The sequence below is a fragment of the Candidatus Zixiibacteriota bacterium genome (genome assembly GCA_035574315.1).
Lineage (GTDB): Bacteria > Desulfobacterota > Binatia > UBA9968 > UBA9968 > DATLYW01.
In genome coordinates this window covers 48,259-71,584 of the sequence record DATLYW010000014.1, presented here as the reverse complement: position 1 = coordinate 71,584, position 23,326 = coordinate 48,259, and the positions used below count along the sequence as shown (strand labels likewise).

24 protein-coding genes and 1 tRNA gene are annotated in these 23,326 nt (G+C 63.2%); 12 read left to right on the top strand and 13 right to left on the bottom strand.

Annotated features, from left to right (window positions below; translation table 11 throughout):
* Positions 1-43: 43 nt before the first annotated feature.
* A complete protein-coding gene (locus tag VNN77_04220) occupies positions 44-643 on the bottom strand; it encodes a glutathione S-transferase family protein (protein HXG50598.1) in 600 nt (199 codons plus the stop codon).
* 177 nt (positions 644-820) lie between these two features.
* Between VNN77_04220 and VNN77_04215 the strand changes: the two genes are divergently transcribed.
* Complete coding sequence (locus VNN77_04215; protein ID HXG50597.1) at positions 821-1,909, top strand: cupin domain-containing protein; 1,089 nt, start codon at positions 821-823, stop codon at positions 1,907-1,909.
* A 17-nt stretch (positions 1,910-1,926) separates the two neighbouring features.
* Positions 1,927-2,136, top strand: coding sequence for a hypothetical protein (locus tag VNN77_04210; GenBank protein HXG50596.1), 210 nt, complete (start codon positions 1,927-1,929; stop codon positions 2,134-2,136).
* Between the two features lie 48 nt (positions 2,137-2,184).
* Here VNN77_04210 and VNN77_04205 read toward each other — a convergent pair whose 3' ends face one another.
* The 9 genes from VNN77_04205 to VNN77_04165 all read right to left on the bottom strand — a co-directional run bounded on the left by VNN77_04205 (position 2,185) and on the right by VNN77_04165 (position 9,313).
* A complete protein-coding gene (locus tag VNN77_04205; GenBank protein ID HXG50595.1) occupies positions 2,185-3,366 on the bottom strand; it encodes a sodium:calcium antiporter in 1,182 nt (393 codons plus the stop codon).
* Positions 3,367-4,222: 856 nt separating this feature from the next.
* A tRNA-Ala gene (locus VNN77_04200) sits at positions 4,223-4,298 on the bottom strand.
* Positions 4,289-5,167 carry a UTP--glucose-1-phosphate uridylyltransferase GalU gene (galU, locus tag VNN77_04195; GenBank protein ID HXG50594.1) on the bottom strand — a complete coding sequence of 293 codons (879 nt, stop codon included), beginning with the start codon at positions 5,165-5,167 and terminating at the stop codon, positions 4,289-4,291. The genes VNN77_04200 and galU overlap by 10 nt, the downstream gene beginning before the upstream one ends.
* 19 nt (positions 5,168-5,186) lie before the next feature.
* Positions 5,187-5,552, bottom strand: coding sequence for an RNA polymerase-binding protein DksA (gene dksA / locus VNN77_04190; GenBank protein ID HXG50593.1), 366 nt, complete (start codon positions 5,550-5,552; stop codon positions 5,187-5,189).
* A gap of 74 nt (positions 5,553-5,626) precedes the next feature.
* Entirely contained in the window at positions 5,627-6,442 is an 816-nt protein-coding gene (locus VNN77_04185) for an MBL fold metallo-hydrolase (GenBank protein HXG50592.1), read from the bottom strand.
* Positions 6,443-6,564: 122 nt separating this feature from the next.
* Positions 6,565-6,948, bottom strand: coding sequence for a transcriptional repressor (locus VNN77_04180; protein HXG50591.1), 384 nt, complete (start codon positions 6,946-6,948; stop codon positions 6,565-6,567).
* 18 nt (positions 6,949-6,966) lie between these two features.
* Positions 6,967-7,542, bottom strand: a complete 576-nt coding sequence (locus VNN77_04175; protein ID HXG50590.1) for a DUF3501 family protein — start codon at positions 7,540-7,542, stop codon at positions 6,967-6,969.
* Positions 7,539-8,816, bottom strand: a complete 1,278-nt coding sequence (locus tag VNN77_04170; protein HXG50589.1) for a heterodisulfide reductase-related iron-sulfur binding cluster — start codon at positions 8,814-8,816, stop codon at positions 7,539-7,541. Before VNN77_04170 ends, VNN77_04175 begins: the two co-directional genes overlap by 4 nt.
* Positions 8,817-8,863: 47 nt before the next feature.
* Entirely contained in the window at positions 8,864-9,313 is a 450-nt protein-coding gene (locus tag VNN77_04165; protein HXG50588.1) for a rubrerythrin family protein, read from the bottom strand.
* A 203-nt stretch (positions 9,314-9,516) separates the two neighbouring features.
* Here VNN77_04165 and metG point away from each other — a divergent pair, with 203 nt between their 5' ends.
* The 8 genes from metG to VNN77_04125 all read left to right on the top strand — a co-directional run bounded on the left by metG (position 9,517) and on the right by VNN77_04125 (position 17,983).
* On the top strand, positions 9,517-9,837 hold the full coding sequence (metG, locus tag VNN77_04160) for a methionine--tRNA ligase subunit beta (GenBank protein HXG50587.1): 321 nt from the start codon (positions 9,517-9,519) through the stop codon (positions 9,835-9,837).
* A gap of 22 nt (positions 9,838-9,859) precedes the next feature.
* Positions 9,860-10,987 (top strand): alanine racemase, encoded by a 1,128-nt coding sequence (gene alr, locus VNN77_04155; GenBank protein HXG50586.1) that lies wholly within the window; start codon positions 9,860-9,862, stop codon positions 10,985-10,987.
* Between the two features lie 21 nt (positions 10,988-11,008).
* Positions 11,009-12,583, top strand: a complete 1,575-nt coding sequence (gene purH, locus VNN77_04150; protein HXG50585.1) for a bifunctional phosphoribosylaminoimidazolecarboxamide formyltransferase/IMP cyclohydrolase — start codon at positions 11,009-11,011, stop codon at positions 12,581-12,583.
* 76 nt (positions 12,584-12,659) lie between these two features.
* Positions 12,660-13,943 carry a phosphoribosylamine--glycine ligase gene (purD, locus tag VNN77_04145; protein ID HXG50584.1) on the top strand — a complete coding sequence of 428 codons (1,284 nt, stop codon included), beginning with the start codon at positions 12,660-12,662 and terminating at the stop codon, positions 13,941-13,943.
* A 41-nt stretch (positions 13,944-13,984) separates the two neighbouring features.
* Positions 13,985-14,497 carry a 5-(carboxyamino)imidazole ribonucleotide mutase gene (gene purE / locus VNN77_04140; GenBank protein HXG50583.1) on the top strand — a complete coding sequence of 171 codons (513 nt, stop codon included), beginning with the start codon at positions 13,985-13,987 and terminating at the stop codon, positions 14,495-14,497.
* On the top strand, positions 14,457-15,101 hold the full coding sequence (locus VNN77_04135; GenBank protein HXG50582.1) for an L-threonylcarbamoyladenylate synthase: 645 nt from the start codon (positions 14,457-14,459) through the stop codon (positions 15,099-15,101). Before purE ends, VNN77_04135 begins: the two co-directional genes overlap by 41 nt.
* A 94-nt stretch (positions 15,102-15,195) precedes the next feature.
* The gene (locus tag VNN77_04130; protein ID HXG50581.1) at positions 15,196-16,173 is read left to right on the top strand and encodes an ornithine cyclodeaminase family protein; all 978 of its coding nucleotides are present in this window, start codon (positions 15,196-15,198) and stop codon (positions 16,171-16,173) included.
* Positions 16,174-16,183: 10 nt separating this feature from the next.
* A complete protein-coding gene (locus tag VNN77_04125) occupies positions 16,184-17,983 on the top strand; it encodes a M3 family oligoendopeptidase (protein ID HXG50580.1) in 1,800 nt (599 codons plus the stop codon).
* A 45-nt stretch (positions 17,984-18,028) separates the two neighbouring features.
* On the opposite strand, the gene VNN77_04120 is transcribed toward VNN77_04125, so the two are convergent.
* Positions 18,029-19,276: a CinA family nicotinamide mononucleotide deamidase-related protein gene (locus VNN77_04120; GenBank protein HXG50579.1), complete on the bottom strand. Its 1,248-nt coding sequence runs from the start codon at positions 19,274-19,276 to the stop codon at positions 18,029-18,031.
* 105 nt (positions 19,277-19,381) lie between these two features.
* Here VNN77_04120 and surE point away from each other — a divergent pair, with 105 nt between their 5' ends.
* Both surE and VNN77_04110 read left to right on the top strand, forming a co-directional pair.
* Complete coding sequence (gene surE, locus VNN77_04115) at positions 19,382-20,131, top strand: 5'/3'-nucleotidase SurE (GenBank protein ID HXG50578.1); 750 nt, start codon at positions 19,382-19,384, stop codon at positions 20,129-20,131.
* Between the two features lie 145 nt (positions 20,132-20,276).
* Positions 20,277-21,329 carry a hypothetical protein gene (locus tag VNN77_04110; protein ID HXG50577.1) on the top strand — a complete coding sequence of 351 codons (1,053 nt, stop codon included), beginning with the start codon at positions 20,277-20,279 and terminating at the stop codon, positions 21,327-21,329.
* On the opposite strand, the gene nth is transcribed toward VNN77_04110, so the two are convergent.
* Positions 21,289-22,008, bottom strand: a complete 720-nt coding sequence (nth, locus tag VNN77_04105) for an endonuclease III (protein ID HXG50576.1) — start codon at positions 22,006-22,008, stop codon at positions 21,289-21,291. The two genes, VNN77_04110 and nth, sit on opposite strands and share 41 nt — an antisense overlap.
* Before the next feature lie 4 nt (positions 22,009-22,012).
* Positions 22,013-23,296, bottom strand: coding sequence for a phosphopyruvate hydratase (eno, locus tag VNN77_04100; GenBank protein ID HXG50575.1), 1,284 nt, complete (start codon positions 23,294-23,296; stop codon positions 22,013-22,015).
* Between the last annotated feature and the right edge of the window lie 30 nt (positions 23,297-23,326).

The window sequence follows — 23,326 nt, the reverse complement described above, 5'->3', positions numbered from 1 at the left end:
ATCCCGGCAGGCATAGAAAACCGATCGAATCCCGCCGCCGTGGTCACAGCGAAGGCGCGGCAAAGCTTTCCGCCAACGAGTTCAGCTTCAGCGCCCGGCGCATGCGCTCCAGCCAGGCGTTCAGATTCTCGTACCGCCCCGGAATTTCGTAATGCACGACCGTGTAAAGGTAGTGCAGCTGAGAAAAAATCGAAATGTCGGCAATAGTCATGCGGTCGAAAATGAACGTTCTGCCGGTAAAAAGCTGATCGAGCGACCCGAAGTGAACCTGAAACGCTTCCTCGGCCTTCTTCCGCGCTTCCTCGGTTTCCGCCCTACGGATGGCGTGATTGGCTTGAATCAGAACCTCGTCGGACCAGTCCTCGAGCAGAAGACAGAGGCCTTTGTCGGAGGGATTGGCCGGATAGATGCTGTTGGCGGGATGCTTTTGCTCCAGAAACGCCGCGATCGTGGTGGAGTCGATCACGCATTGGCCGTGATAATCCATGACCGGGACTTTCCGCTGATTCGAGTAGGCGATGAGGGACTTGCGATCGTCTTTTCTCACGTCGACGATTTCGTACGGGACCTGTTTCATCGCAAGCACCACTCTCACTTTTTCGCAGAACATCGAAGTCTGGGATTGAAAAAGCCTAACCGCCATGATCTTCCTCCTCCTGTAGGCCGGCCGGTGGACGGAGCCGAGTCCGGGTACGGATTCTAGAAGGGATCGCCGGCGCTTGCAACAACGATCGACCTTCCGGCGCGATGCTTCGACGCCAGGGCGCTTGATTGGCCCACGATTGACGAGTATTCTTGGGCCAAAGGTGAGGAACCCGCCATGAGCCGCTTCGAAACCGACCCCGGTCAGCTGGAGGCGTTCTACCGAGAAACCGGCGAGCGGCATCTCGTGCCGTTGTGGACGGTCACGGCCAAGCTGCTCCCCTTCGAGCCCCAAACCAAGGTTTTGCCTTACCTGTGGCGCTGGTCGGAGCTTCGGCGCCTGGCGTACCGGGCCGCCGAGCTGGTGCCGATCGAGCGCGGCGGCGAGCGGCGGGTGCTGGCGTTCGTCAACCCCGGCCTGGGAGGAAAATACGCCGCGACCCACACGCTTTGGGGGGCGGTGCAGATCGTTCTCCCGGGCGAAGTCGCTCCCTGCCACCGGCATACCGCATCGGCGATTCGCTTCATCATCGAGGGAGAGCGTTGCTTCACGAATGTCAACGGGGACAAATGCGTCATGAGCCGGGGCGATCTCGTGCTCACCCCGAACTGGACGTGGCACGACCATGGATCGGAAGCTAACGAGGCGATGATCTGGATGGACGGACTGGACCTGCCCCTGGTCGGCGACCTGGATGCCATCTTTTTCGAGCTCTATCCCGGGCTGCAGCAGCCCGTCGTGCAGGTCAACGGTTCCGAGCGGAGCTTCGGCGGCCCTCATTTGATGCCGACCTGGGAGAAGCCTCAGGAGGCCTACTCCCCGCTGCTCAACTTCAAATGGGCGCCGACGTACGAGGCGCTGAAAAGAGTCGGCGAGGCGCCTGCAAGCCCCTTCGACGACGTCTGCTTCGAATATCGAAACCCCAACACCGGAGGCCCCACGCTCCCCACCATGAGCTGCATCGTCCAGATGATCCGCCCCGGCGTGCACACCCAGGCTCATCGCCAGGTCAACAGCGCGGTTTATCATGTCTTCGAGGGAACGGGATACACGGTCATCAACGGGAGGCGGTTCGATTGGGAGCGCGGCGACTTCTTCGTCGTCCCTCCCTGGGCCTGGCACGAGCACGCGAATGAAAGCAAGGAGGAGGCGATTCTCTTTTCCGTGCAGGACACGCCGGTGATGCAGGCCCTGGGCCTCTACCGGGAAGAGCCCTACCCGGAAAACGGTGGCCGGCAGAAAATCACGGACGTGTTCAAGCCATAAGAACGACGGAACACAAAATGGCGAAATACCTTCAATGTAGCGAATGCGGCAAACTGGCCTTCTACTACGACGATTACGTCGGCACGGAAAAGCCCTTCTACCGTCGCTTTATGCGGTATCCCGAAGGCGAGACGAAGTACCAGCCGCCCCGTTGCTTTAACTGCGGCGGGGTCCCGCGCCTGATCCACGAGAACATCAAGGAAGAAAAGCCCGCCGCCAAGCACTGACGGAAGAAATCGGCGCAGGCCGACCCCGGAGCAGCCTCCGGCAGCGAATCACAAACGTGCCGTAGGCTGCCTCGCGAACAGCCCGCAGACGGCCTGGCGTGAGTCCTTTTTCAGCGCCACCAGCCCCACGCCGAGGATGATGTAAAGGAACGCGTAGTAGTACCGGAAGGCCGGATCGGGAATGAGCAGCTGGGTCGAGAACAAAATAAAAACCACCAGCGCTTCCCCGAGGGAGAACGACAGGTTGGCGAGAATGGCGACCGCGAAAAGCGACTGCGCCGCCGTCAGCAGCATTTCCTCGACCTGACGCGTGTCCATGTGCATCGGGCTCAACTCACCCTTCGAAACGGCAAAGACAACGGGCAGCATGCCGACCAGGAGAGTCCACTGATTCACCTTTGAGGAGAGCAGCGTCCCCATGCTGGCGCCGGGATTGGCGCGGATCGCAAAAAGAATGGCAACGATGAACTCGGGGGATTCCGAGGCTAGCGGTGCGAGCCACTGGACGAGGACGAATTCCTCGATCCCGAACGTCCGGCCGGTCTCCAGAAGCCCTTCGGCGAACGGCTCGGCGGAAATGAAAATCGTGTATCCCGCGAACACGAAGAACAACACGGTCGCCGCTCGCCGCGGGCTCGCGCCCCACGAAGCGATCAATTCGGTGGGACCTTCCAGCTCCGGCTCCACGTGGGCCGCCTTCGACGCAGCGCGCACGTAGAAAACGAAAATCGCGATGAAGATCACCGCATCCATGAGGTCAAGGCGCCCCTTGAGCGGAATCATGAACGAGTAGACCGTGGCAAGGCCGAGATAGAGGATTTCGATCTTGTGGGTGGGTTCCAAAACCACCGCCCCTTTCTTGGTCTTCAGCCAGTACGTGCAAACTACCGCCGCCCAGCCGACGCCGATCAACAAACGGTTCGCGCCCGTCATGTTTGCCGTGGCGAAAGCCGTATACTGCGGGTGCTCACCGGCCATCCATGCAAAATACATATCCACCGCGTACTCGGGGAGCACCGCAATCAGCGCGAGCAACGCCAGCGCCAACGACTGCGATATTTCCAGCTGGGCAAGCTCGGCCGCCCAGGACAGCATGAACGCGGCGCCAAAAATCGCCGCCCCCGCGCTCAGCGCCTCCCACTGAGGCTCAAGGTGAACCCCGGAAAGATGAATCCCGATCCACTGAACAGCGAGTAAGACTGACGAACCGATCCAGATCCAATGGACCATCCATTCCTCCCGGAGCCGTTGGGTTTGCCCGCTTATTTCCTATAGACCAACGGCAATGTCAATGCCGCGAAAGAAAAAGGGACGGGAAGATCCCGCCCCTTTTGAACCGGCGAGGGTCGGATACGGCCTCCGGCGAACGATTCCATCCCGGCACGAGACCTGATACACAAACTACGATAAACTCCAGCCAATTCAAGTCCGGCCGCTCGCGCCGCCTGAAAGACGCCGCCTCCATCGTATCAAATCAGGGTTCTCTGTCTCGATCTTCCTTCACGGGAAATCGCAGCGAGGGCAGTACGACGAGGCGATCGACTTTTACAGCCGTGGGCTGGCCGTCAGAGCTCACGACACGCACGTCCGCTATCTCCTATACAACAACGCCGGTGCGTGCCTCGTTGCACAGAAAAAGTACAGAGCGGCCGAGGCCTACTGCCGGTCGGCGGTCGGGATCGATTCAACCCGCGGAACCGCTTTCAAGAACCTGGGACTCTCACTGGCCGGCCAGGACAACCCGCTAGGAGCGGCTTGGGCCTACGTAGAGGCGGTCAAAGCGGACCCGGGGGACACTCGGGCCTTTCATCTCCTGGAAAAGCTCATCGCCGACCATCCGACGCTCACCTCCCAACTGATACGGTTTTTCAAGCCGAGCCACGAAAAGCCATAGCCCCCCGCGCCGGACGAACAAGGCGCAAAGGCCGGTGCTTTGCCGATCGATTTGGATCTCGCGGGACGGAAACGACGGCGGGCGCTCCGGGGAGCAGCAGGAGCCGAACGTTTCGCACCGCATCCGACCGCCGAGCGGCGAGCGATGCGACGGCTTGGATCTCCTGAGCCGCTCTCCCGGAACGTCGACGAATGGTGGAGCCGATGGGAGTCGAACCCACGACCTCTAGAGTGCGATTCTAGCGCTCTCCCAGCTGAGCTACGGCCCCGAAATCTCGCCGACTAAACTCTTTAAATACTCTTTGACTTTGACTTTCAAGTCCGGGCGTTTCAGTGCGAACGCCACCGTGGCCCGGACGAAACCGTACTTGTCACCGATATCGTAGCGATCGCCGAGGAACTCGCAGCCGTAAACCTGCCTCTGGCTAACCAGCCGGGCCAGCCCGTCGGTCAGTTGGATTTCCCCGCCCCGACCCGGCTCCTGGGTCTCGAGGATCGGAAAAATCTCCGGCCGGAGAATATACCGGCCGATGATCGCCATCCTGGAAGGCGCCTCCCTGGCGGCAGGCTTTTCCACGGTGGACTCGACCTGATACAACCGTTTCCTGATCTCCCTGCCCTTGATGACGCCGTACTGGTGCACTTCTTCCGCGGGCACCTCCATCAAGGCGACGACGGATTCGTTTTTCTCCTCGAAGATCTCCAGCAGCTGTCGGATACAGGGCGTGTCGCTGTCGATCAAATCGTCCGCGAGCATGACCGCGAACGGCTCGTTGCCGACCAGATCGCGCGCGCACAGCACCGCATGACCCAAGCCCAGCGGTTTCTTTTGCCGAACCGAGACGACCTCGGTCATCTCCGCTATGCGCCGGAGCATTTGAACCATCTCGGCCTGGCCTCGCTCCGCCAGAACCTGCTCCAGCTCAGGGGCTTCGTCGAAATGGTCCTCGATTCCATCCTTGCCCCGCCCGGTCACGAAAATGATTTCTTGAATTCCAGCGTCGACGGCTTCCTGCACGACGTACTGGATCGACGGGATGTCAACGATCGGTAAAAGCTCTTTGGGAACCGTCTTGGTCGCCGGGAGAAAACGAGTTCCCAGCCCGGCCACCGGAATGACAGCTTTTCGGACCTTCATCGGGCCAGCCGGCAACGGCTCAAACGAACCTTCCCGCTTTCTTTTCCGCGATTTCCTGGTCGGACTTGCAATCGATGCACAACGTGGTGACGGGTCTCGCTTTCAGGCGCTCGATGCCGATCTCCTCGCCGCAGCCCTCGCAGATCCCGTACTCGCCGGCTTCCAGACGACGTAGCGCCTCCTGGATCTTGAAAATGAGCTTGCGCTCCCGGTCGCGAATGCGAAGAATGGAGTTGCGGTTCGATTCCATGAGGGCACGGTCGGCCGGATCAGGGAAATTCTCGTCCTCGTCCATGTTTTCGACCGTCCGCACCGCCTCGGATCGGAGCTCGTGAATCCTTTGTTGCAGCAGGTTGCGGAAGAACTCGATTTCTTTTTCGGTCACGTGACGCCCCGTCGGCCAAATGAAGGCATTATAGGAGCCGAAACGAAAAACTGCAACTCAGCCGCTCCCCCTCCTTATTCGGCGGTCGACCATGGTTTCGGGTGGGAGAGCACGAAGACCTCCGTCGATTTCGGCAGCATCGCGCGGCTGAGCGTCAGCTGCGAACCGGCAACCCTGCGCACCGGGTAACGCTCCCGGGCAAACCCTGCGAACAGCTCTCCCTGGCCCGCCACGTCGTAGTGCATGGGGATCACGATCGGCGGCTTGATCTGCTCGATCACCTTCACGATCTCCTCGAACCCGAGGTTGGTCACCCCGTCGATCGGAACCATCATGACGTCCACGCGTTGCAGCGCCTTTTCCTGCTCCGGCGTCAGGAGGTGGCCGATGTTGCCGAGATGGGCGAGGCAGAGGCTGCCCATCTCGTAGATGAAGATCGAGTTTGCGACTCCGCCCCAGCTCCGCCCGCGCTGGCTCGGAATGTTGACGATCGTGATGTCCTTGACGCTCGTCCGGATCGGGTTCCAGGTTTGCCTGAAAGTGATGCCTCGAAGGATCACAGGGTTGCCGCCCACCGCGCCGACATTGTTGTGGGTGAAATGATCGTTGCTGACGGTAACCGCGTCAGCCTCGATTCCGGGGGTAACGTTGAAGTTCGGATCGGCAACCACCTTCGTCTGGCTGCCTGAGTGGATGAGAAAGCTGGAATGTCCGTACCACTGCACGAAGTAGTCGCCCAGCGACGGCTTTGCCGCACCCCGTGCCTGGACAAGCTGCTTGCCGCGATCCAGCAGGCGAACCAGCGCGGGATTGCAGACCGCCTCGACCGAATCGCGCAGCCCCAGCAGACAAGACCCGGTGAGAAAGCCGATGAAACTCCGCCGTTTCATCCCGTGTCCTCCGGGAGCTCCCCCCGCTCCGCGCAAGGCGCGGCCGGCGCGACCAGACAACGCCGTGGGGGCGAGTTTAGCGCTCGCGGAACCCGTTTACAAGGAGGCGTGAAGCGCCCGGCTCACCCCGCGCAATGCTTGCAGAACCCGTAGAAGGCGACCTGGTGGGATCTCACCTTGAAGCCCTCGTGCGGCAGGCTTTCGGGAACGAGAACCTCGCGCGGCTCGACGAAGACGTCGTACACCCGACCGCAACACTCGCAGATAAAGTGCTGGTGCTCCTTGGTCAAGGCGTCGAAGCGCTGAGTGCGTCCCACATTGACGACCCGAAGCTTGCCGGCGGTGACCAGCTTCTGCAGATTGCGGTAAACGGTCCCGAGGCTCACGTTGGGGAGCTTCTTTCGAACCTTCTCGTAGACGAGATCCGCTGTGGGGTGCGAGGGGTCATCTCTGATTGCAGCCCAGATGACCTCCAGCTGCCGAGTCTTGCGTTGCGAGCGGGTCACGGTTTCATTTCCGATCCCTCAGTCCTCGAAGTCCCGGCACAGCGCTTTCTTCGCTTCGCCCGAGATCCGCGCCGACGCCTTGTACTGGGGATGATCGATAAAGAGTTCGACGCTTTCGAGGTCGCGGAACGCGGCAATCTCACGCGGTCCCAGGGGGAACTTGACGTACTGGACGGCGCTGATCTTGTCCTCCTTGCTGCGCCCTTCCTCGAAACGCGCCCGGACCACGGTATCGCCGATCCGGAGAAAAACGGCCTCGTCGATCCCCAGGAACTTGAGCAGCTCTTCTCGCAGCCGCGTCTGGTCTTCGATCTCGAGGAACAGGGTGGCGCTGAGCTCCCCCGGACCGGGGATCAAGTCGTTGTAGACGTCGATTTCCTCCCGGATCTTGTCGAGATCGGTGATCCGCTCGGCTCTCAACATCTCCTGGATCTGAAACAGCACCGTGTCCCGGTTCTCGAAAACCAGCGAAACGCGGTCGCCTACCGGAACCCTGCGGTTCCGCTTGAGCTCGATGATGCGCCGCCTGAACTCCTCACGGATCTTTTCGTAGGCCTCGGGGCCCATGATATCGTCAAGGGTGATCTTCTTCACGTATCTCCCTCTTCCGACAGGCCGTAGGCGATGGCGACGACCTCGACTGGATGCAGGGGCTTTTTGCCGCAGCCCTGCTCGATTTGCAGCCCGGCGAGCGCGCAATCCGACACGATACGATCCGGTTTCTCCACCGCCAGCTCGTCGAGGAGCGGCCGGGCAACCTTCAGCGACAGCTCGAAGTACTGCCGCTTGAGACCCCACGTGCCGTCGATCGCCGCGCACCTCTCGATCGTGCGGACAGAGGTCCCGGGAATCAGCTGCATCAGGTCGCGCGACTTGTAGCCAATGTTCTGCGCGCGCAGGTGACATGGCATCTGGTATGCGATCTTGCCCGCGCTCCTTACGAACCCCGTGTCGAGCCTGCCCTCGGCGTGGAGCGCCATGAGATATTCGCAGACGTCGAGCGCCTTGGCCGCCACCTCTTTCGCGGCTTCCGTCTGCAGCAGCTCGGGATATTCCCGCTTGAGCACGTAGCTGCAGGTCGGAGCCAGCACGACGATATCGAAGCCGCGCCGGACCCAGTCGTGCAAGGAACTCACGTTCGCCGCCGCGCTTTTCTTCGCCGACTCGAGATCGCCGCCGTCCAGGAATGGCATCCCGCAGCAGCGCTGCTCCGGGCACCCGGTCTGCACGCCGTTTTTCTCGAGCACCCGGATCGCAGCCCTACCGACCGACGGCTGATTGAAATTGACCGTGCAGGTGTAGAACAGAGCAGCCTTCTTCCCGCCGCCTGCCGGGCTCGTCGTTTCGCGCTTTTCGTACCACTGCCGGAAAGTCTGTCGAGCGTAGCGCGGCAGGATGCGGTCGCGATGAATCCCGACCGTCTTTTCCAGCAACCACCGATGGACCGGATTGCGGTTCAACCAGTTCACAAGCGGCGCAAGTCTCGAGCCGATCCGGCCGATCCGGTCCACGTCGCCGAGAAACCGATCCTGGAGCAACCGGCCGCTCCGTCTGGTCTGGATGGCCCGAGAACGCAGCATCAATCGGGGGAAATCCAGGTCCCAGCGGTGCGGTGGCGTATAGGGACAGTGGTTGAAGCAGAGTTTGCATTGGTAGCAGAGATCGGTGACGCTCTGGAAGTCGGCACCGCCCAGCTTTTCGGCATCCCCGTCGACATCTTCCCGGTCGAGCCGCTGGAAAAGGTCGTTGAAGGACGGACACAAATTGTAGCACCGGCGGCAGCCATTGCAGACGTCGAAGACCCGCCTCAGCTCGGCTTCGAGCTTCGCCGATTCCCAAAATTCCGGCTTTTCAGTGTCCAGTTTCATGGGTCGAAGCGGCGCCCGAGGCCCAAGGACCCCGGGCGCCCGTCCCGTCAGCTTGCCGTGTCGGCAGGCTCCTTTCCGGCGATTCGCTCCAGCCCCTTGCTGAATCGACCCGCGTGGGACTTTTCGGCCTTGGCGAGAGTCTCGAACCACTCTGCCAGCTCCGCAAACCCTTCTTCCCGGGCGGTCTTCGCGAAGCCGGGATACATCTCGGTATACTCGTAGGTCTCGCCCTCGATGGCCGATTTCAGGTTCTTTTCCGTGCTCCCGATGGGAACTCCCGTGACAGGGTCGCCCACTTCTTTGAGGAAGTCGAGATGGCCGAACGCGTGCCCCGTCTCCGCCTCCGAGGTGTCCCTGAACAGGCCGCCGACCTCCGGATAGCCCTCGATGTCGGCCACGCGCGCGAAATAGAGATAGCGGCGATTCGCCTGCGACTCTCCCGCAAACGCGCTCTTCAGGTTCTCGTGACTCTTCGTCCCTTTTAAGCTCTTCGCCATAGTTCCTCCTCCTTTAACAGTAATTATTATTGCTAATAATTCGCCCGACCCGCCTTGTCAACCCCCGGCACCCGGACCGCAACCATGCGATTCCCGATCGACGCACACCCTGGAGCCTTGGAGCCGAAGAAAAGCTGCTTTTATTGGTATGGACCTTCTGTTATCTTTTTCGGTAAACGCTCGCCCGCCCGAAGGGAAGCCGAATGATCTCCATCGAAGATTTCAGGAAGCTCGAACTCAAGATCGCCACCGTCAGGAGCGCAGCGGCTCATCCGAATGCCGACAAGCTGATGGTTCTTCAGGTGGATCTCGGTTCCGAGCAAAGGCAAATCGTGGCCGGTATCCGAGCTCACTATGCTCCCGAAGAGCTCGTAGGACGCCAGATTGTCGTCGTCACAAACCTCGAGACCGCCCAACTGCGCGGGCTTGAGAGTCAGGGCATGCTGCTCGCCGCTTCCGACGCGGGACGCGTCGTCCTTCTGACTCCCGACAAACCCGTCCAACCGGGCGCCAAGGTTTCTTGAGGAGCTGAAGCGCCGCTTAACCATGTCACCCCCTTCCACCGGGCGTCCCACCGTCTGTTTCATCGACTTGGATGCCCTGCGCTGGAATTTTCGCCGGGTCCGGGCGATGGTTGCGCCCGGGATCCGGATCCTCCCGATGGTCAAGGCTAACGCCTATGGTCACGGCGCTGTTACGGTTGCGAGAACGCTGGAGGCTCAAGGCGCGGACGCGCTCGGCGTGGCCACGCTGGAGGAGGCGCTCGAGCTGCGCGAGGCGGGAATCCGCTCGCCGATTCTTGTTCTTGCCGGCACCTACCCTGCCCAGGCGGGTGATCTCCTCGCGCACGGCCTGACTCCCGTAGTCTACAACGCCGACGGATTGCGCGATCTGGAGCGGGCGGTTGCGGGTCTCGGGGCGACGCTCGGCGTCCACGTGAAAGTCGACACCGGTATGGGGCGGATCGGCTTTCTCCCGTCCGAAATCGATTCCTGGCTTCCGGAACTCAACAAGCTGAAAGCCTTGAAGATCGAAGGGCTTCTCTCTCATTTTTCCCGCGCGGAGAGCGTCGAAGGAGACTACACGCTGAGACAGCTGGAAGCTTTCCGCAACGTGGCGCATCGGCTGCGGGCTGCGGGAATCGCACCGCCGCTGATCCATATTGCCAACAGCGCCGCCACGATCACCCTCCCGGAGGCTCATTTCGACATGGTGCGGCCGGGCCTGATCTTGTACGGCGTCTATCCGGCCGCCTCGATGGCGAACCGGATAGCGGTAAAACCGGTTCTGTCGTGGAAAACTCGCATCCTCCAGCTCAAGAAAGTGCCCGCCGGATCGAGCATCAGCTACGGGCAGACGTTCGTGACCCGGCGAGAAAGCTTGATCGCGACGCTGCCGATCGGTTACGCCGACGGCTATCCGCGACTGCTCTCCAATCGAGGGGCGGTGCTCGTAAAGGGAAAACGGGCTCCGGTGGTCGGGCGCGTATGCATGGATTTGACTATGATCGAGGTTACCGATATACCGGAAGTGCAACCGGGAGACGAGGTTGTTCTACTCGGCCGCCAGGGCGAAGCGGAAATCACCGCGGACGAGATAGCCGCCTGGTCAGACACGATCTCGTACGAGATCCTCACTTCCATCGGCGCTCGAGTTCCCCGCATACCGGCGTAAATCCAAGGAGGCATCGTTCCAGTGGGCAGGATCCAGAGGGCCCTGATCAGTGTATCCGACAAAAGGGAGATCGTCGGCTTTTCACGGGAGCTCGCCGGGCTCGGAGTCGAGATCCTCTCGACCGGAGGCACGGCGAGCCTGTTGCGCGAAAACGGCGTGGCGGTCCGCGACGTGGCGGAGCTGACCGGATTTCCCGAGATGCTCGACGGACGTGTAAAGACGCTCCACCCGAAAATCCACGCCGGGATCCTGGCGCTCCGTGACAACCCCGAGCACGTCGCGCAGCTGAAGGCTCACGGAATCGAGCCTATCGACCTCGTGGTCGTCAATCTCTACCCGTTCGAGGGGACCGTGGCGCGGGGAGCGTCGTTCGATGAGATCGTCGAGAACATCGACATCGGCGGCCCCAGCATGGTTCGCGCCGCCGCGAAAAACCACGCGCACGTGGCCGTGGTCGTGGACCCAGATGATTACGGGCCTGTCGTCCAGGAGCTCAAAGAAAGCGGCGGCTCCCTTTCGGCCGAAACCCGGTTCCGGCTGTTCCGCAAAGCCTTCGATCATACCTCCCGGTACGATGGCGCGATCTCCAACTACTTCGCCTCTCTCGACGACGAGAAAAAGCCGCTGCGCTGGGGCCGCACGGTGAACCTGCAGCTGACGAAGATCCAGGATATGCGCTACGGCGAGAACCCGCATCAGAGCGCGGCGTTCTACGGTACTGCCGTCGAGTCCGGCCCATCGATTGCGCGCGCTAGGCAAATCCAGGGCAAGGAATTATCCTTCAACAACATTCTCGACGCAGACGCCGCGCTCGCCACGGTCCTGGAGTTTTCCGAGATCGCCGCGGTTGCGATCAAGCACAATAACCCCTGCGGGGTGGCGTTATCGAAAATTTCTCCCGTCGACGCCTTTCGCAAGGCGAAGGCCTGTGATCCCGTGTCCATTTTCGGGGGCGTGATCGCTTTCAACCGCCCCGTCGACGAGGAAACCGCACGCGAGCTGAGAGAGATCTTTCTCGAGATCGTCATCGCACCGGCCTTCACTCCCGAAGCCAGGGCGGTGCTTTCTTCGGCGAAGCGTCTCCTGAACATACGACTGCTGGAAGTGGACGTGAGCGAGCCCCAACGGGGCGGCTACGACCTGCGGCGGGTTCGCGGCGGGATGTTGCTCCAAGACTGGGACACCGGCTCCGTGGACGTCCGGCAATGCAGGGTCGTGACGCAGCGGCGGCCGACGGAACAGGAGTACCGCGCCATGGACTTCGCCTGGCGCGTCTGCCGGCACGTGAAGTCCAACGCGATTGTCTTTGCGTCTGAAGACCAGGTGCTGGGCGTCGGCGCGGGCCAGATGAGCCGGGTCGACTCCGCGCGGATCGCGGTCATGCGCGCCGCAACTCACGGCCTCAACCTGCAAGGCTCGGCGGTCGCCTCGGACGCTTTCTACCCCTTCCGCGACGGAATCGACGAAGCGGCCAGGGCCGGGGCCAGAGCGGTTATCCAGCCCGGAGGTTCCATCAAAGACGGGGAAGTGATCGCGGCCGCCGACGAGCACGGCATGGCTATGGTCTTCACCGGCATGCGCCATTTCCGCCACTGATCCCTTTGTCGTCGGGGCCGGGCCTGCGGCAATCGCCGCAGGGGTTTGCGCTGTTGGCACTGCGACCGGATCGCCTATGAAAGTCCTGGTCATCGGTAGCGGCGGGCGTGAGCACGCGCTCGTTTGGAAAATCAGCCAGAGCCCCAGGGTCTCCAGAATTTATTGCGCTCCCGGAAGCGCGGCCATCGGCGAGCTGGCCGCCACCGTCGATTTGCCGGTCGATCGGATTGCTGAGCTGGTCGAGTTCGCGCTCCGGGAGAAAATCGATCTCACCGTGGTCGGGCCGGAGCTGCCACTGGTTCTCGGGATCGCGGACGCGTTCGAGAAGGCGGGCTTGAGGATTTTCGGGCCCAATCAGGCGGCCGCTCGGTTGGAAGGAAGCAAAGCGTTCGCCAAGGAACTTCTCCGTGAAGCCGGTATCCCGACCGCAAGCTTCGGCGTCTTTTCGGAGCCTGAGCCCGCCAAGCGCTTCCTGGAGGCGCAAAAGCCACCCTACGTGCTCAAGGCCGACGGCTTGGCCTCCGGGAAGGGTGTTCTTGTCTGCTCCACGCTTTCCGAGGCCGAAGCGGCCGTGGACGATATCCTCGTGCGCCGTGCCTTCGGCGCGGCGGGTGAGAAGCTCGTGATCGAGGAATTTCTTGAGGGAGAAGAAGCCTCGTTCATGGCCGTGACGGACGGCACCCACATTCTGCCGCTCGCTTCTTCTCAGGACCATAAACGGCTCTTCGACAACGACCGCGGGCCCAACACTGGCGGAATGGGGGCTTATTCGCCGGCCCCGGTCGTGACGCCGGCGATGCACCGCAGGATTCTCGAGGAAATCTTGCGGCCCCTGCTGGCCGAGCTGAAAAAAAGAGAGATCGTGTACCGCGGCGTGATTTACGCGGGATTGATGATCACGGCGGACGGCCCGAAAGTCCTCGAGTTCAATGCCCGCTTCGGTGACCCCGAGTGCCAGCCTCTGATGATGCGGCTCAAAAGCGATCTGCTGACGATCATCGAAGCGGCGATCGACGGAACGCTGGATCGGGTGCAGGCCGAGTGGCACTCCGACGCCGCGGTCTGCGTGGTGCTCTGCTCGCGCGGCTATCCCGGAGCCTACGAAAGAGGAAAAGTGATTCACGGCCTGGAGCGCCTGCGCGGCTGGGGATCGGGCTTCGTTTTTCACTCGGGCACGGAACGGCGCGGCGGCGAATGGCTGACCGCGGGCGGGCGTGTCCTCGGCGTCACCGCGCGCGGAGCCGATATCGCCGAGGCGGTCGCGTCCGCCTACCGCGCTGCAAGCGAGATCTCTTGGGACGGGATGCATTATCGCAGAGACATCGGCCACCGGGCGTTGGGCAGATCCCGCGGAGCGTAACGCTCCGCGGCACCCGGCCGGCGCCGGCGGAGGAGGGCACCGTGGAAAAGAAATCCGAAGCGGCGAAGGTCGCCGTCGTCATGGGAAGCGATTCCGACCTGGAGGTGATGCAGGAGGCGCAAAAGCGCCTCGCCGATCTTGGAATTCCGTACGAGACCCGCATCATGTCCGCCCATCGCACGCCGGAGCGGACCGCCCGCTACGCCGCTGGCGCGCGGGAGCAGGGAATTGAAGTGATCATCGCCGGGGCCGGTGCCGCGGCCCACCTCGCGGGCTCGATCGCCGCCCACACGACGCTGCCCGTGATCGGCGTGCCGATCGATTCCTCCTGCCTCAAAGGGCTCGACGCGTTGCTGGCGACGGTGCAGATGCCCGCCGGGATACCGGTGGCGACGATGGCGATCGGCAAAGCCGGCGCGGCCAACGCGGGGATCCTGGCGGCGCAGATTCTCGCCCTGAAGGACGCCGAGATCGCCGCGAGGCTGCAATCCTTCAAAAAGGAGATGGCCGCCGGTGTCGAAGAGCGGGACCGAAAGCTGCAAAGCCGATCCTGAAGAGAGCTTTCCGGAAGCGCTCGCCGCGATCAGGCGCGGCGAGGTTGTCGTCTATCCCACGGAAACGCTCTACGGCCTAGGTGCAGACGCTCTTTGCCCCAAGGTGGTGGAGGAGGTTTTCGCGATCAAGGGCCGCGATCCTGCAAACCCGATTCCTGTCCTGGTTGCCGACCTCAAGATGCTCTCGGGAGTGGTTTCGGAGATCCCGATCCCGGCAAAGCGCCTCATGGAGCGGTTCTGGCCCGGTCCGCTCACGCTCGTGCTCCCCGCGGTGCCCGGTCTCCCGCCGCGCCTGGTCAATGCCGAAGGCGGGATCGGGGTGCGCATCTCGCGCCATCCGGTAGCGGGCGAACTGATCCGGGCGCTGGGGCGACCTCTGACCGCGACCAGCGCGAATCCTTCGGGTCGAGCACCGGCTCGAACCATCGACGAAGCCAAGGCTTATTTTTCGGGGCGCGTGCGAGTCTTCATGGACGGTGGAGCGTTGACTGCAAGCAAGGGATCGACCGTCGTCGACGCGACCGCCGGTCGCCTGCGGATCATCCGTGAAGGCGATCTTCCTGCGGCCGTCCTGGAGCGCTGTCTCGATACGACTCTGCCCTGAGCCCGGGGCGGGGCCATCGCCTTCGCGTTGAGCTCGAGCACCGGAAGCGCGGTGCCCTACCACCCGCGCCGCCGTCTGTGCTATTTTTCGAACCATGCGGGTGATCTCTGAACGCGAGGTGGGAAGACTCCTGGACATCCCGGAGCTCATCGGCGCCCTCGAGCAGGCGCATATCCAGTACTCGACGGGCAAGGCGATCATGCCGGTGCGGCTGGTGATGCCGCTGCCGGCGATCGGCGGCAGGATCACGAGCATGCCGGGATACCTCGCCGACGACCGCGCCCTGGGCATCAAGGTCGTCACCTACTTTCAGGAGAATCCTCGAAAGAATCTTCCAGCGATTCTGGCCGTCGTGATGCTCTTCAGCGCCGAAACCGGGAAACTGATCGCCCTGATGGAAGGAAGCAGCCTCACCGCGATCCGCACCGCATGTGCTTCCGCGATGGCGACCAAGGTACTGGCGAACCCCCAGACGCCCGTGCTCGGCATCCTGGGGGCTGGCGTGCAGGCGCGCGCTCACCTGCGCGCGTTGAGCCGGGTCCGGAAGCTGGAACGCGTCAAGATCTACAGTCCGTCCGGGCGTTCGGCGGAAAGGGTCAAGGCGGAGCTGGAGCCCGAGCTGCGGGTGCCGATCGAGGTTGCCGGCAGCGCCGCTGAAGCCGTTCGAGGCTCGCAGGTCGTCGTCACCGCCACGACCTCCAAGGAACCGGTGCTCGAGGCGGACTGGCTCGAGCCCGGGGCACACGTCAACGCGGTGGGCTCGCACCGGCCCGACCTCAGGGAGATCGACGGAAGAACCCTCGCTCGCTGCACCCTCTTCGTCGACTCGCGAGAAGCGATCATGGCCGAGTGCGGCGATGTCCTGCTGGCGCTGAGGGAAGGCTCGATTTCCGGCGACCCGATCTGCGGCGAAATAGGCGCCGTGCTCGCGGGCCTGATTCCCGGCAGAACGCGTCGCGACGAGATCACGCTCTACAAATCCGTCGGCATCGCCATCCAGGACGTGGCCGCCGCGCACCTGGTCTACCGCAGGGCCTTGGCCGAAAACGCGGGCACCGAGGTGGAGATCTGACGCGGTGGCGATGACCTGGGACCTGAGCAGCTATTTCCCGCGCTTCGACGCTCCTGAGACGCGCCGATTCAAGGAAGAGCTCGCGGCCGGGATCGCATCGCTGCGAAGCGAGGCGGCTGCGCTGGCGCCGCTGTCCCGCGAGACCCTTCCCTCATGGGAAAAACTGTTGCTCCAACACGAAGAGCTGCTCCGACGCGTGTCGCACTGGAGCTCTTACGTCAGCTGCCTGGCGGCCTCCGACGCCGCCAACGAAGAGTACCTCGCGGAGGAGGCGGATCTGAGCCGCCTGCGAGCCGAAACCACCAAGTTGAGGGTCGAGCTGCTGCGTGCCGTGAAGCGAGCTTCCGAGGCGGACTTCGGCCTGCTGCTTGCGGCGCCCTCCTTCCACGATGCCCGGAACTATCTCGACCGGCTCCGGCAAGAAGCGCGCCGAACCATGGAGCCCGAGAAGGAAAGGCTCGCGGCCGATCTCGGCGTCGACGGGATTCAGGCCTGGGGGCGTCTCTACGATACCGTCTCATCCAAGCTCGAGTTCTCCATGGTCTTTCCTGACGGGACCCGCGAGACGTTGCCGATCGCCCAGCGCCGCTCGCTGATGGAGCATCCCGACCGGCGAGTGCGGAAAGCGGCGTTCGAAGGCGGCAACGAAGCATGGCGGCGAGTCGAAGACGTTACCGCCGCCGCGCTGAACGCCATCGCCGGGACGCGACTCACGCTCAACCGGCATCGAGGGGTCGAAGATTTTCTCGAGATCGCCCTGTTCCAGGCGGCGATGTCGCGCAAGACGCTCGATGCATTGCTGGAGGCGCTGTTCGCCCGACTGGAGGTGCCGCGGCGGATTCTTCGCCTCAAGGCCCGGCGCATGCGCGATCGGGGCGTGGCGTGGTACGACCTTGCGGCGCCTCTCGAGACGGACGCGGCCGCGGGAATCCCCTGGGAGCAGGCGAAGGCTATGGTCGAGGAGGCGTTCGGGCGAACTTACCCGGCGCTGGCGGAGTTCTTTCGGGGCCTGAACGACAAACGCTGGATCGACTGGGAGCCGCGACGCGCCAAACGGCCCGGAGGATTCTGCACCGGATCAATGCTCACCGGGGAGTCCCGCATCTTCATGACCTACAAGGAGTCGCTCGGCGACGTCCTGACGCTGGCTCACGAATCCGGCCATGCCTTTCACGGTCACCTGCTGCGAGATGTTCGTCCCTACGCGCGAATCTACCCGATGACGCTGGCCGAGACCGCCTCGACCTTCGCCGAGCTGCTTTTGATCGGCGGCCTGCGAAAGAGGCCGCCGACCGACGATCGCCGGCACGCCGCAATGCTCGACGCCGAAATCGGCGAAGCGGCCGTCTACCTGCTCGACATCCCGGTGCGCTTCGAGTTCGAAAAAACGCTTTACGCGGAGCGAAAGAACGGGCCGCTGACCGTCTCGCGCCTGAAAGAACTGATGGTGGAAGCTCAGCGCCGTATCCTCGGCGACATCCTGCTCCCCGGGGGGGAGGATCCCTACTTTTGGGCTTCGAAGCTGCACTTTTACATCACCGGGCTGACTTTTTATAACTTCCCCTACACGTTCGGCTTCTTGCTCAGCCGGGCGCTCTACGCCATGTTCGAACGAGAGGGAGCCGATTTTCTCCCGCGGTACGAAGAGTTTCTGCGACTGGCGGGCAGCGACACGGCGGAGAACGTCGTCCGTCGCACGATCGGAGGCGACCCGGAGAGCCCTGATTTCTGGACGGAAGCGATCTCCAGCCTCGAAAAACCCCTGAGCGAGCTCGAGTCCCTGTACGGTGGTTCGACGCGTGAGGGCTGAGAATCGGCGCGATCCGGCCGAGCCTCGCGGGCCGGAGAACTCCAGCTAGATCCGACCTTCGGCGAGTGCGCACCGGAGCAGGTCCATCGCCCCGAGCGTCAGCCGCGTTCGATCATAAGCGCCTCGACCCGCGATCGAAAACGAGCGGCGCAAGAAGTTCCGGCCGTCGGTCAGGCAAACGCATGTCTCCCCTTTGCCCATGTTTTGGATCTCGCCCTCGGGATCCGCGTGCCCGTGCAGCGCAAGCCCCAGATCGCTTCCCGCGCAAGCCCGGATCCGCCGCGCCAGCTCGTCGGCGAGCTCGGCGGGGGTTTTCCGCATCCCGCCGGCCGGGACATGCTCCTCTCCGAGCAGAGACACGGGCGCCGAAAAGTCGCCGCTCCCGATCACCGCCCCGCGAAAGTGAGGCGGACTGGCATTTTGCACACGCTCCGCCAGCTGACCGAGGGTCAAATCCTCGTACACGGCAACGCTTTTGTTTCTTTCGCGCAGCCATTTCCCGACGACGAATTCCATCGTCTCCTCGTCCGCCGCAAAAACGGCGCTGCCCAAGAGCCCGCGCACCTCGGCTTCCAGCGGAGCGATCAGCTCCATCGCCTTGCTCCGGTCGGCTGCCTTTGCGGCAATCCGCACCTCCACTTGCCCCGGCAGGGCGAGCACCCCGACGGTCGGGTTGCGGGAATGGGCGATGAGGTGGCCGATCTTGTCGTCCACCGCGCTTTCGCCGACCCCGCCGACCTTCAGGACCCGGGAGTGGATCACCTCCGCCAGGTTGAACCTCTTGCGCAGGTAGGGTTCCACCTCGTTTTCGAACAGCCACCTGAGCTCGACCGGAACTCCGGGCAGCGCAAAAATCACCGCCCGCGGATCCTCGACGATGAAAGACGGGGCGGTGCCGTTGGGATTGGCGACCGGCAGCGCTCCTTGGGGGATATACGCCTGGCGCCGATTGTTGGGCGTCATCGTTCGGCCGCGGCGGCGGAAATGAGCCTCGACTTGTGCCAGAAGTCTCTCGTCGAAGAGCAACGGCCGTCCTGTCGCTTCGGCCACGACCTCTCGCGTCAGGTCGTCCTGAGTCGGACCCAGTCCACCGCTCGTAATCACGATATCCGACCGCTCCAGCGCTCGTTCGATGACCTCTCTCATCCGCGAAGGATTGTCGCCGACGACGGACTTGAAAAACAGGTCGACCCCGAGCGCTGCCAGCCGCTGCGCCATCCAGGGTGAATTCGTGTCCACGATCTGCCCCAGAAGCAGTTCCGTGCCGATCGCGATAATCTCGGCGCTGGGCATAACGAAGCTCTCGGACTCCTATACCGCCGGCCGTTTCCTCCCGCAAGCGGCGGTCGGGGTCGGGCGATCTTGTCCGCGCGCCGCTTCTCTGCGAGAATACCGCTGATGATCATTCTCGTTTCCAACGACGACGGAATTCACGCAGAAGGGCTCGCCGCGCTCGAGGAAGGCCTGCGAAAAATCGGCGACATCTACACCGTGGCACCCGACCGGCCGCAGAGCTTGATGAGCCACGCCCTCACTTTGCACCGGCCCCTGCGCGTGCATGAGGCCGGGCGGAACCGCTTCGCCGTGGACGGCACGCCGACGGATTGCGTCAAGCTCGCGTTGACCGGCCTGCTCCCGGTCCGGCCTCATCTTGTCGTATCCGGGATCAACAAGGGGCCGAACCTCGGAGACGACATCATCTACTCGGGGACCGTCTCGGCGGCGATCGAGGCAGCGCTGCTCGGCCTGCCGGCCCTGGCAGTGTCCCTCGTGACGTTCGCCGATTTCGATTTTTCCCCGGCCGCTGAGTTCACCACCGTGCTGGTTTCGCGCATCATGGAAAACGGCATGCCCCGCGAAACCCTGCTGAACATCAACGTTCCGGCTCTCCCGAAAGATCGGCTCAAGGGCTGGCAGCTGACCCGAATGGGCAAGCGGCACTACAGCGAAACCATCGTCGAGCGAGTCGACCCCCGCGGGGCAAAATACTACTGGATCGGCGGCGACGACCTCGGATTCGCCCGCGACGAGGGAACCGACTGCGTCGCGGTGGACCAAGGCTACGTCTCGGTGACGCCGCTTCAGGTCGACTTGACCAACTACAAGCTCCTCCAGGACCGTAACCTGCCGGGCTTCGCGTGGCCGTGACCGCGGCACCTTGGCGGACATCCGCCTTGACAAGCCGCGCGACTGAAGATAAGCGACAGCTACCAACGGGCTGCGACGGCGGGCGGGTCCAGAAAAGCGATGCCCGCCGGGGCAGCCTGGATCGGACATCCTGTGGGAGTTACCGATGCGAGATAAATCCTTTGCGGCTGCCGCGCTTTTCATCGCCTGGCTCGCGGCGGCGCAAACCTCCCAGGCGCAGTCCGTTCCCTATTACCAGGGAAAAACCATCATCCTGGTCCAGGGGCGAGAGCCCGGGGGAACCGGCGCCATGCGGGTTCAGGCGGCCATCCCCTTTTTGCGCAAATACATTCCCGGAGAACCGATCATCGTGACGCGCTTCATGCCGGGCGGCGGCGGCCGGACGGCGGCCAACTACATGTACCGCACGGCGAAGCCGGACGGCTTGACCATCGGCAACGTGGGCGTGGGACTAGTGGCGAACGCGGTCCTCGGCCAGACCGGCGTACAGTACGACATCGACAAGTTTATTTACCTGGGAGCGCCCAATCGAGGCGCCCATTACGTTTTCAAGACCGTCGCGAAGCTCGGCCTCGATACCGTCGAGAAGCTGCGCGCTTATAACGGTCTGAGAATCGGCGCGCAGACGGTGGGCCATGACATTTATATCAACGGCAGGCTGTTCGCGTGGCTCCTCGGGCTCAGGAACCCCCGCTTCGTGACCGGCTATTCCGGAACCGAGCTGGACGTGGCGATGATGCGCGGCGAGCTTGATGCCCGCGCCAATATTGCCGACACGATCCTGACGCGGACACCCGAGTTCTACGAAAAAGGGCTGGTCCATTTCCACTCGATCCTTGAAATTCCCAAGGGAGACCACCACCCGCGCTTTTCACACCTGCCGGAGATCGAAACCTTCGCGCGTTCCGATAAGGAGAGAAAGCTGCTCGCGATGTTTCGCGCGTTTCGACTCGGAGGATCGCCCTACATCCTGCCGCCCGCTACCCCGAAGGAGCCCGCGGAGATCCTGCGGGAGGCGATGCGCAAAACGTTCAGGGACCCGAACTTCCATCGGGAGTTCAAGAAACTTACCGGAGACGATCCCACCCCGCTCCTGCCCGAAGAGCAGGAGAAATCGATCCGCGAGTTGCCGAGGGAGCCGCAAATTATCGAGCTGTTCAAGATCCTCGCCGGCGCCGATCCGCTTCCGCCGCGGTGACTTCTCGCGCTCCGGTCGGACACAGACGAAGGAGGACGCACCGTCCGCAGGCCGGCTTTCGGGCGCGACAGACCTGCCGGCCGTGGAGGATCAGGCGCTGCGAGAAGCTCGTCCAGAGCGGAGGGGGAAGCAGTTCCTCGAGATCTCGCTCGATCTTTCTGGGCTCGTGTTCCCGGGTGAGACCCAGACGGCGAGCGAGCCGAGCGCAGTGGGTATCCACGATCACGGCCGGAGCGCCGAAGAGATGGCCCAAGAGAACGTTTGCGGTTTTCCGCCCCACGCCGGCGAGCCGGGTGAGGTCTTCGAGGGTCGAGGGCACCCTGCCCCCGAACTCCTCGACCAGCTGCGCGGCGCACCTTTTCAGCGACCTGGCCTTTACCCTGTACAGTCCCAGCGTCCGGATCGCCGACTCGATCGCCCCCGTCGAAGCCGCGGCGAGCCCGCACGCGTCCGGGAACAGGCGGAAGAATCCCGGCGTGACCCGGTTGACGGCCGCATCGGTGCACTGCGCCGAGAGAATCGTGGCGACCAGCAGCTGGAACGCGTTTCGGTGCCGCAGCGGCATGCCTGGAGCAGGATAGGCTTGCGCCAGGGCCGCGGCGACGGCGCGGGCCGTTTTGCCGTTCGGCGCTGAAGCCTCCTCCGGGCCGCCTGCACGGCGCGACGCGCCGCGGCTCAGCTTCCTAGCCGACGCGGACGGGAAAGGCTTTCCTGCCCGCATAGACCGCGCGCTCGCCCAAAGCCTCTTCGATTCTGAGGAGCTGGTTGTATTTCGCGGTGCGCTCGCCTCGGCACGGAGCTCCCGTCTTGATCTGGGCGGCGCCGGTGGCGACGGCGAGATCGGCGATGGTGACGTCTTCGGTTTCGCCGGAACGATGCGATATCACCGTGGCATAACCGTGCTGGCGGGCAAGCGCCATGGTATCCAGGGTCTCCGTCAGGCTGCCGATCTGGTTCACCTTCACCAGGATCGCGTTGGCGGTTTTCGAGTCGATGCCGCGTTGAAGTCTCTCCGGGTTCGTCACGAACAGGTCATCCCCCACGAGCTGAACCTTCGAGCCGAGCGCCTCAGTGGCGATCCGCCACCCTTCCCAATCGTCCTCGGCCCATCCGTCCTCGATGGAGACGATGGGATACTGCCGCACCCATTCTTCATAGAACCGAACCATCGCCTCCCGGTCGCGAACCTCGCCTCCGGATTTCCGAAAAACGTACCTGCCGTCCTCGTAGAACTCGCTCGATGCCGCGTCCAGAGCCAGCCCCACCTGCCGGCCCGGCCGGTAGCCGGCGCGGTCGATCGCCTCCAGCAGCAGCTCCACGGCCTCGGCGTTGCTCCGGAGCCGTGGCGCGAACCCTCCCTCGTCGCCCACCGCGGTGGAGTACGAGCGGTCGTGCAAGACCTTCTTCAACGACTGGAAGATCTCGGCCGCCGCACGCAGCGCCTCCGCGAAACTGCGCAGCCCGTAGGGAGCGATCATGAACTCCTGCAGATCGACGTTGTTGTCCGCGTGCACGCCGCCGTTGAGCACGTTGAGCAGCGGCACCGGAAGGAGCCGGGCGCGGGAGCCGCCGAGATACCGGTACAGCGGCACGCGTTCGGCCCGGGCCTGGGCATGAGCGACGGCGAGGGACACCCCGAGGATGGCGTTGGCTCCGAGTCTGCTCTTGTTGGGCGATCCGTCCAGCTCGAGCATGATCGCGTCGATGGCTTTCTGATTCTTCGCGTCCCGGCCGCGCAGCCGGGGAGCGATCTTGCGGTTCACGTTCGCCACTGCGCGCGCTACGCCCTTCCCGAAGAAGCGCCTGCCGCCATCCCTGAGCTCGATCGCCTCGTGCGTCCCGGTCGAAGCCCCGGAAGGAACCGTCGCCCGACCCACCGCACCGTTCTGCAGCGTGACCTCCACTTCCACTGTCGGCAGCCCCCTGGAATCCAGCACCTCCCGAGCGTGTACCCGTTGTATTTTCATTCGTGCAACCTCCGAAACCGTCGTTAACAG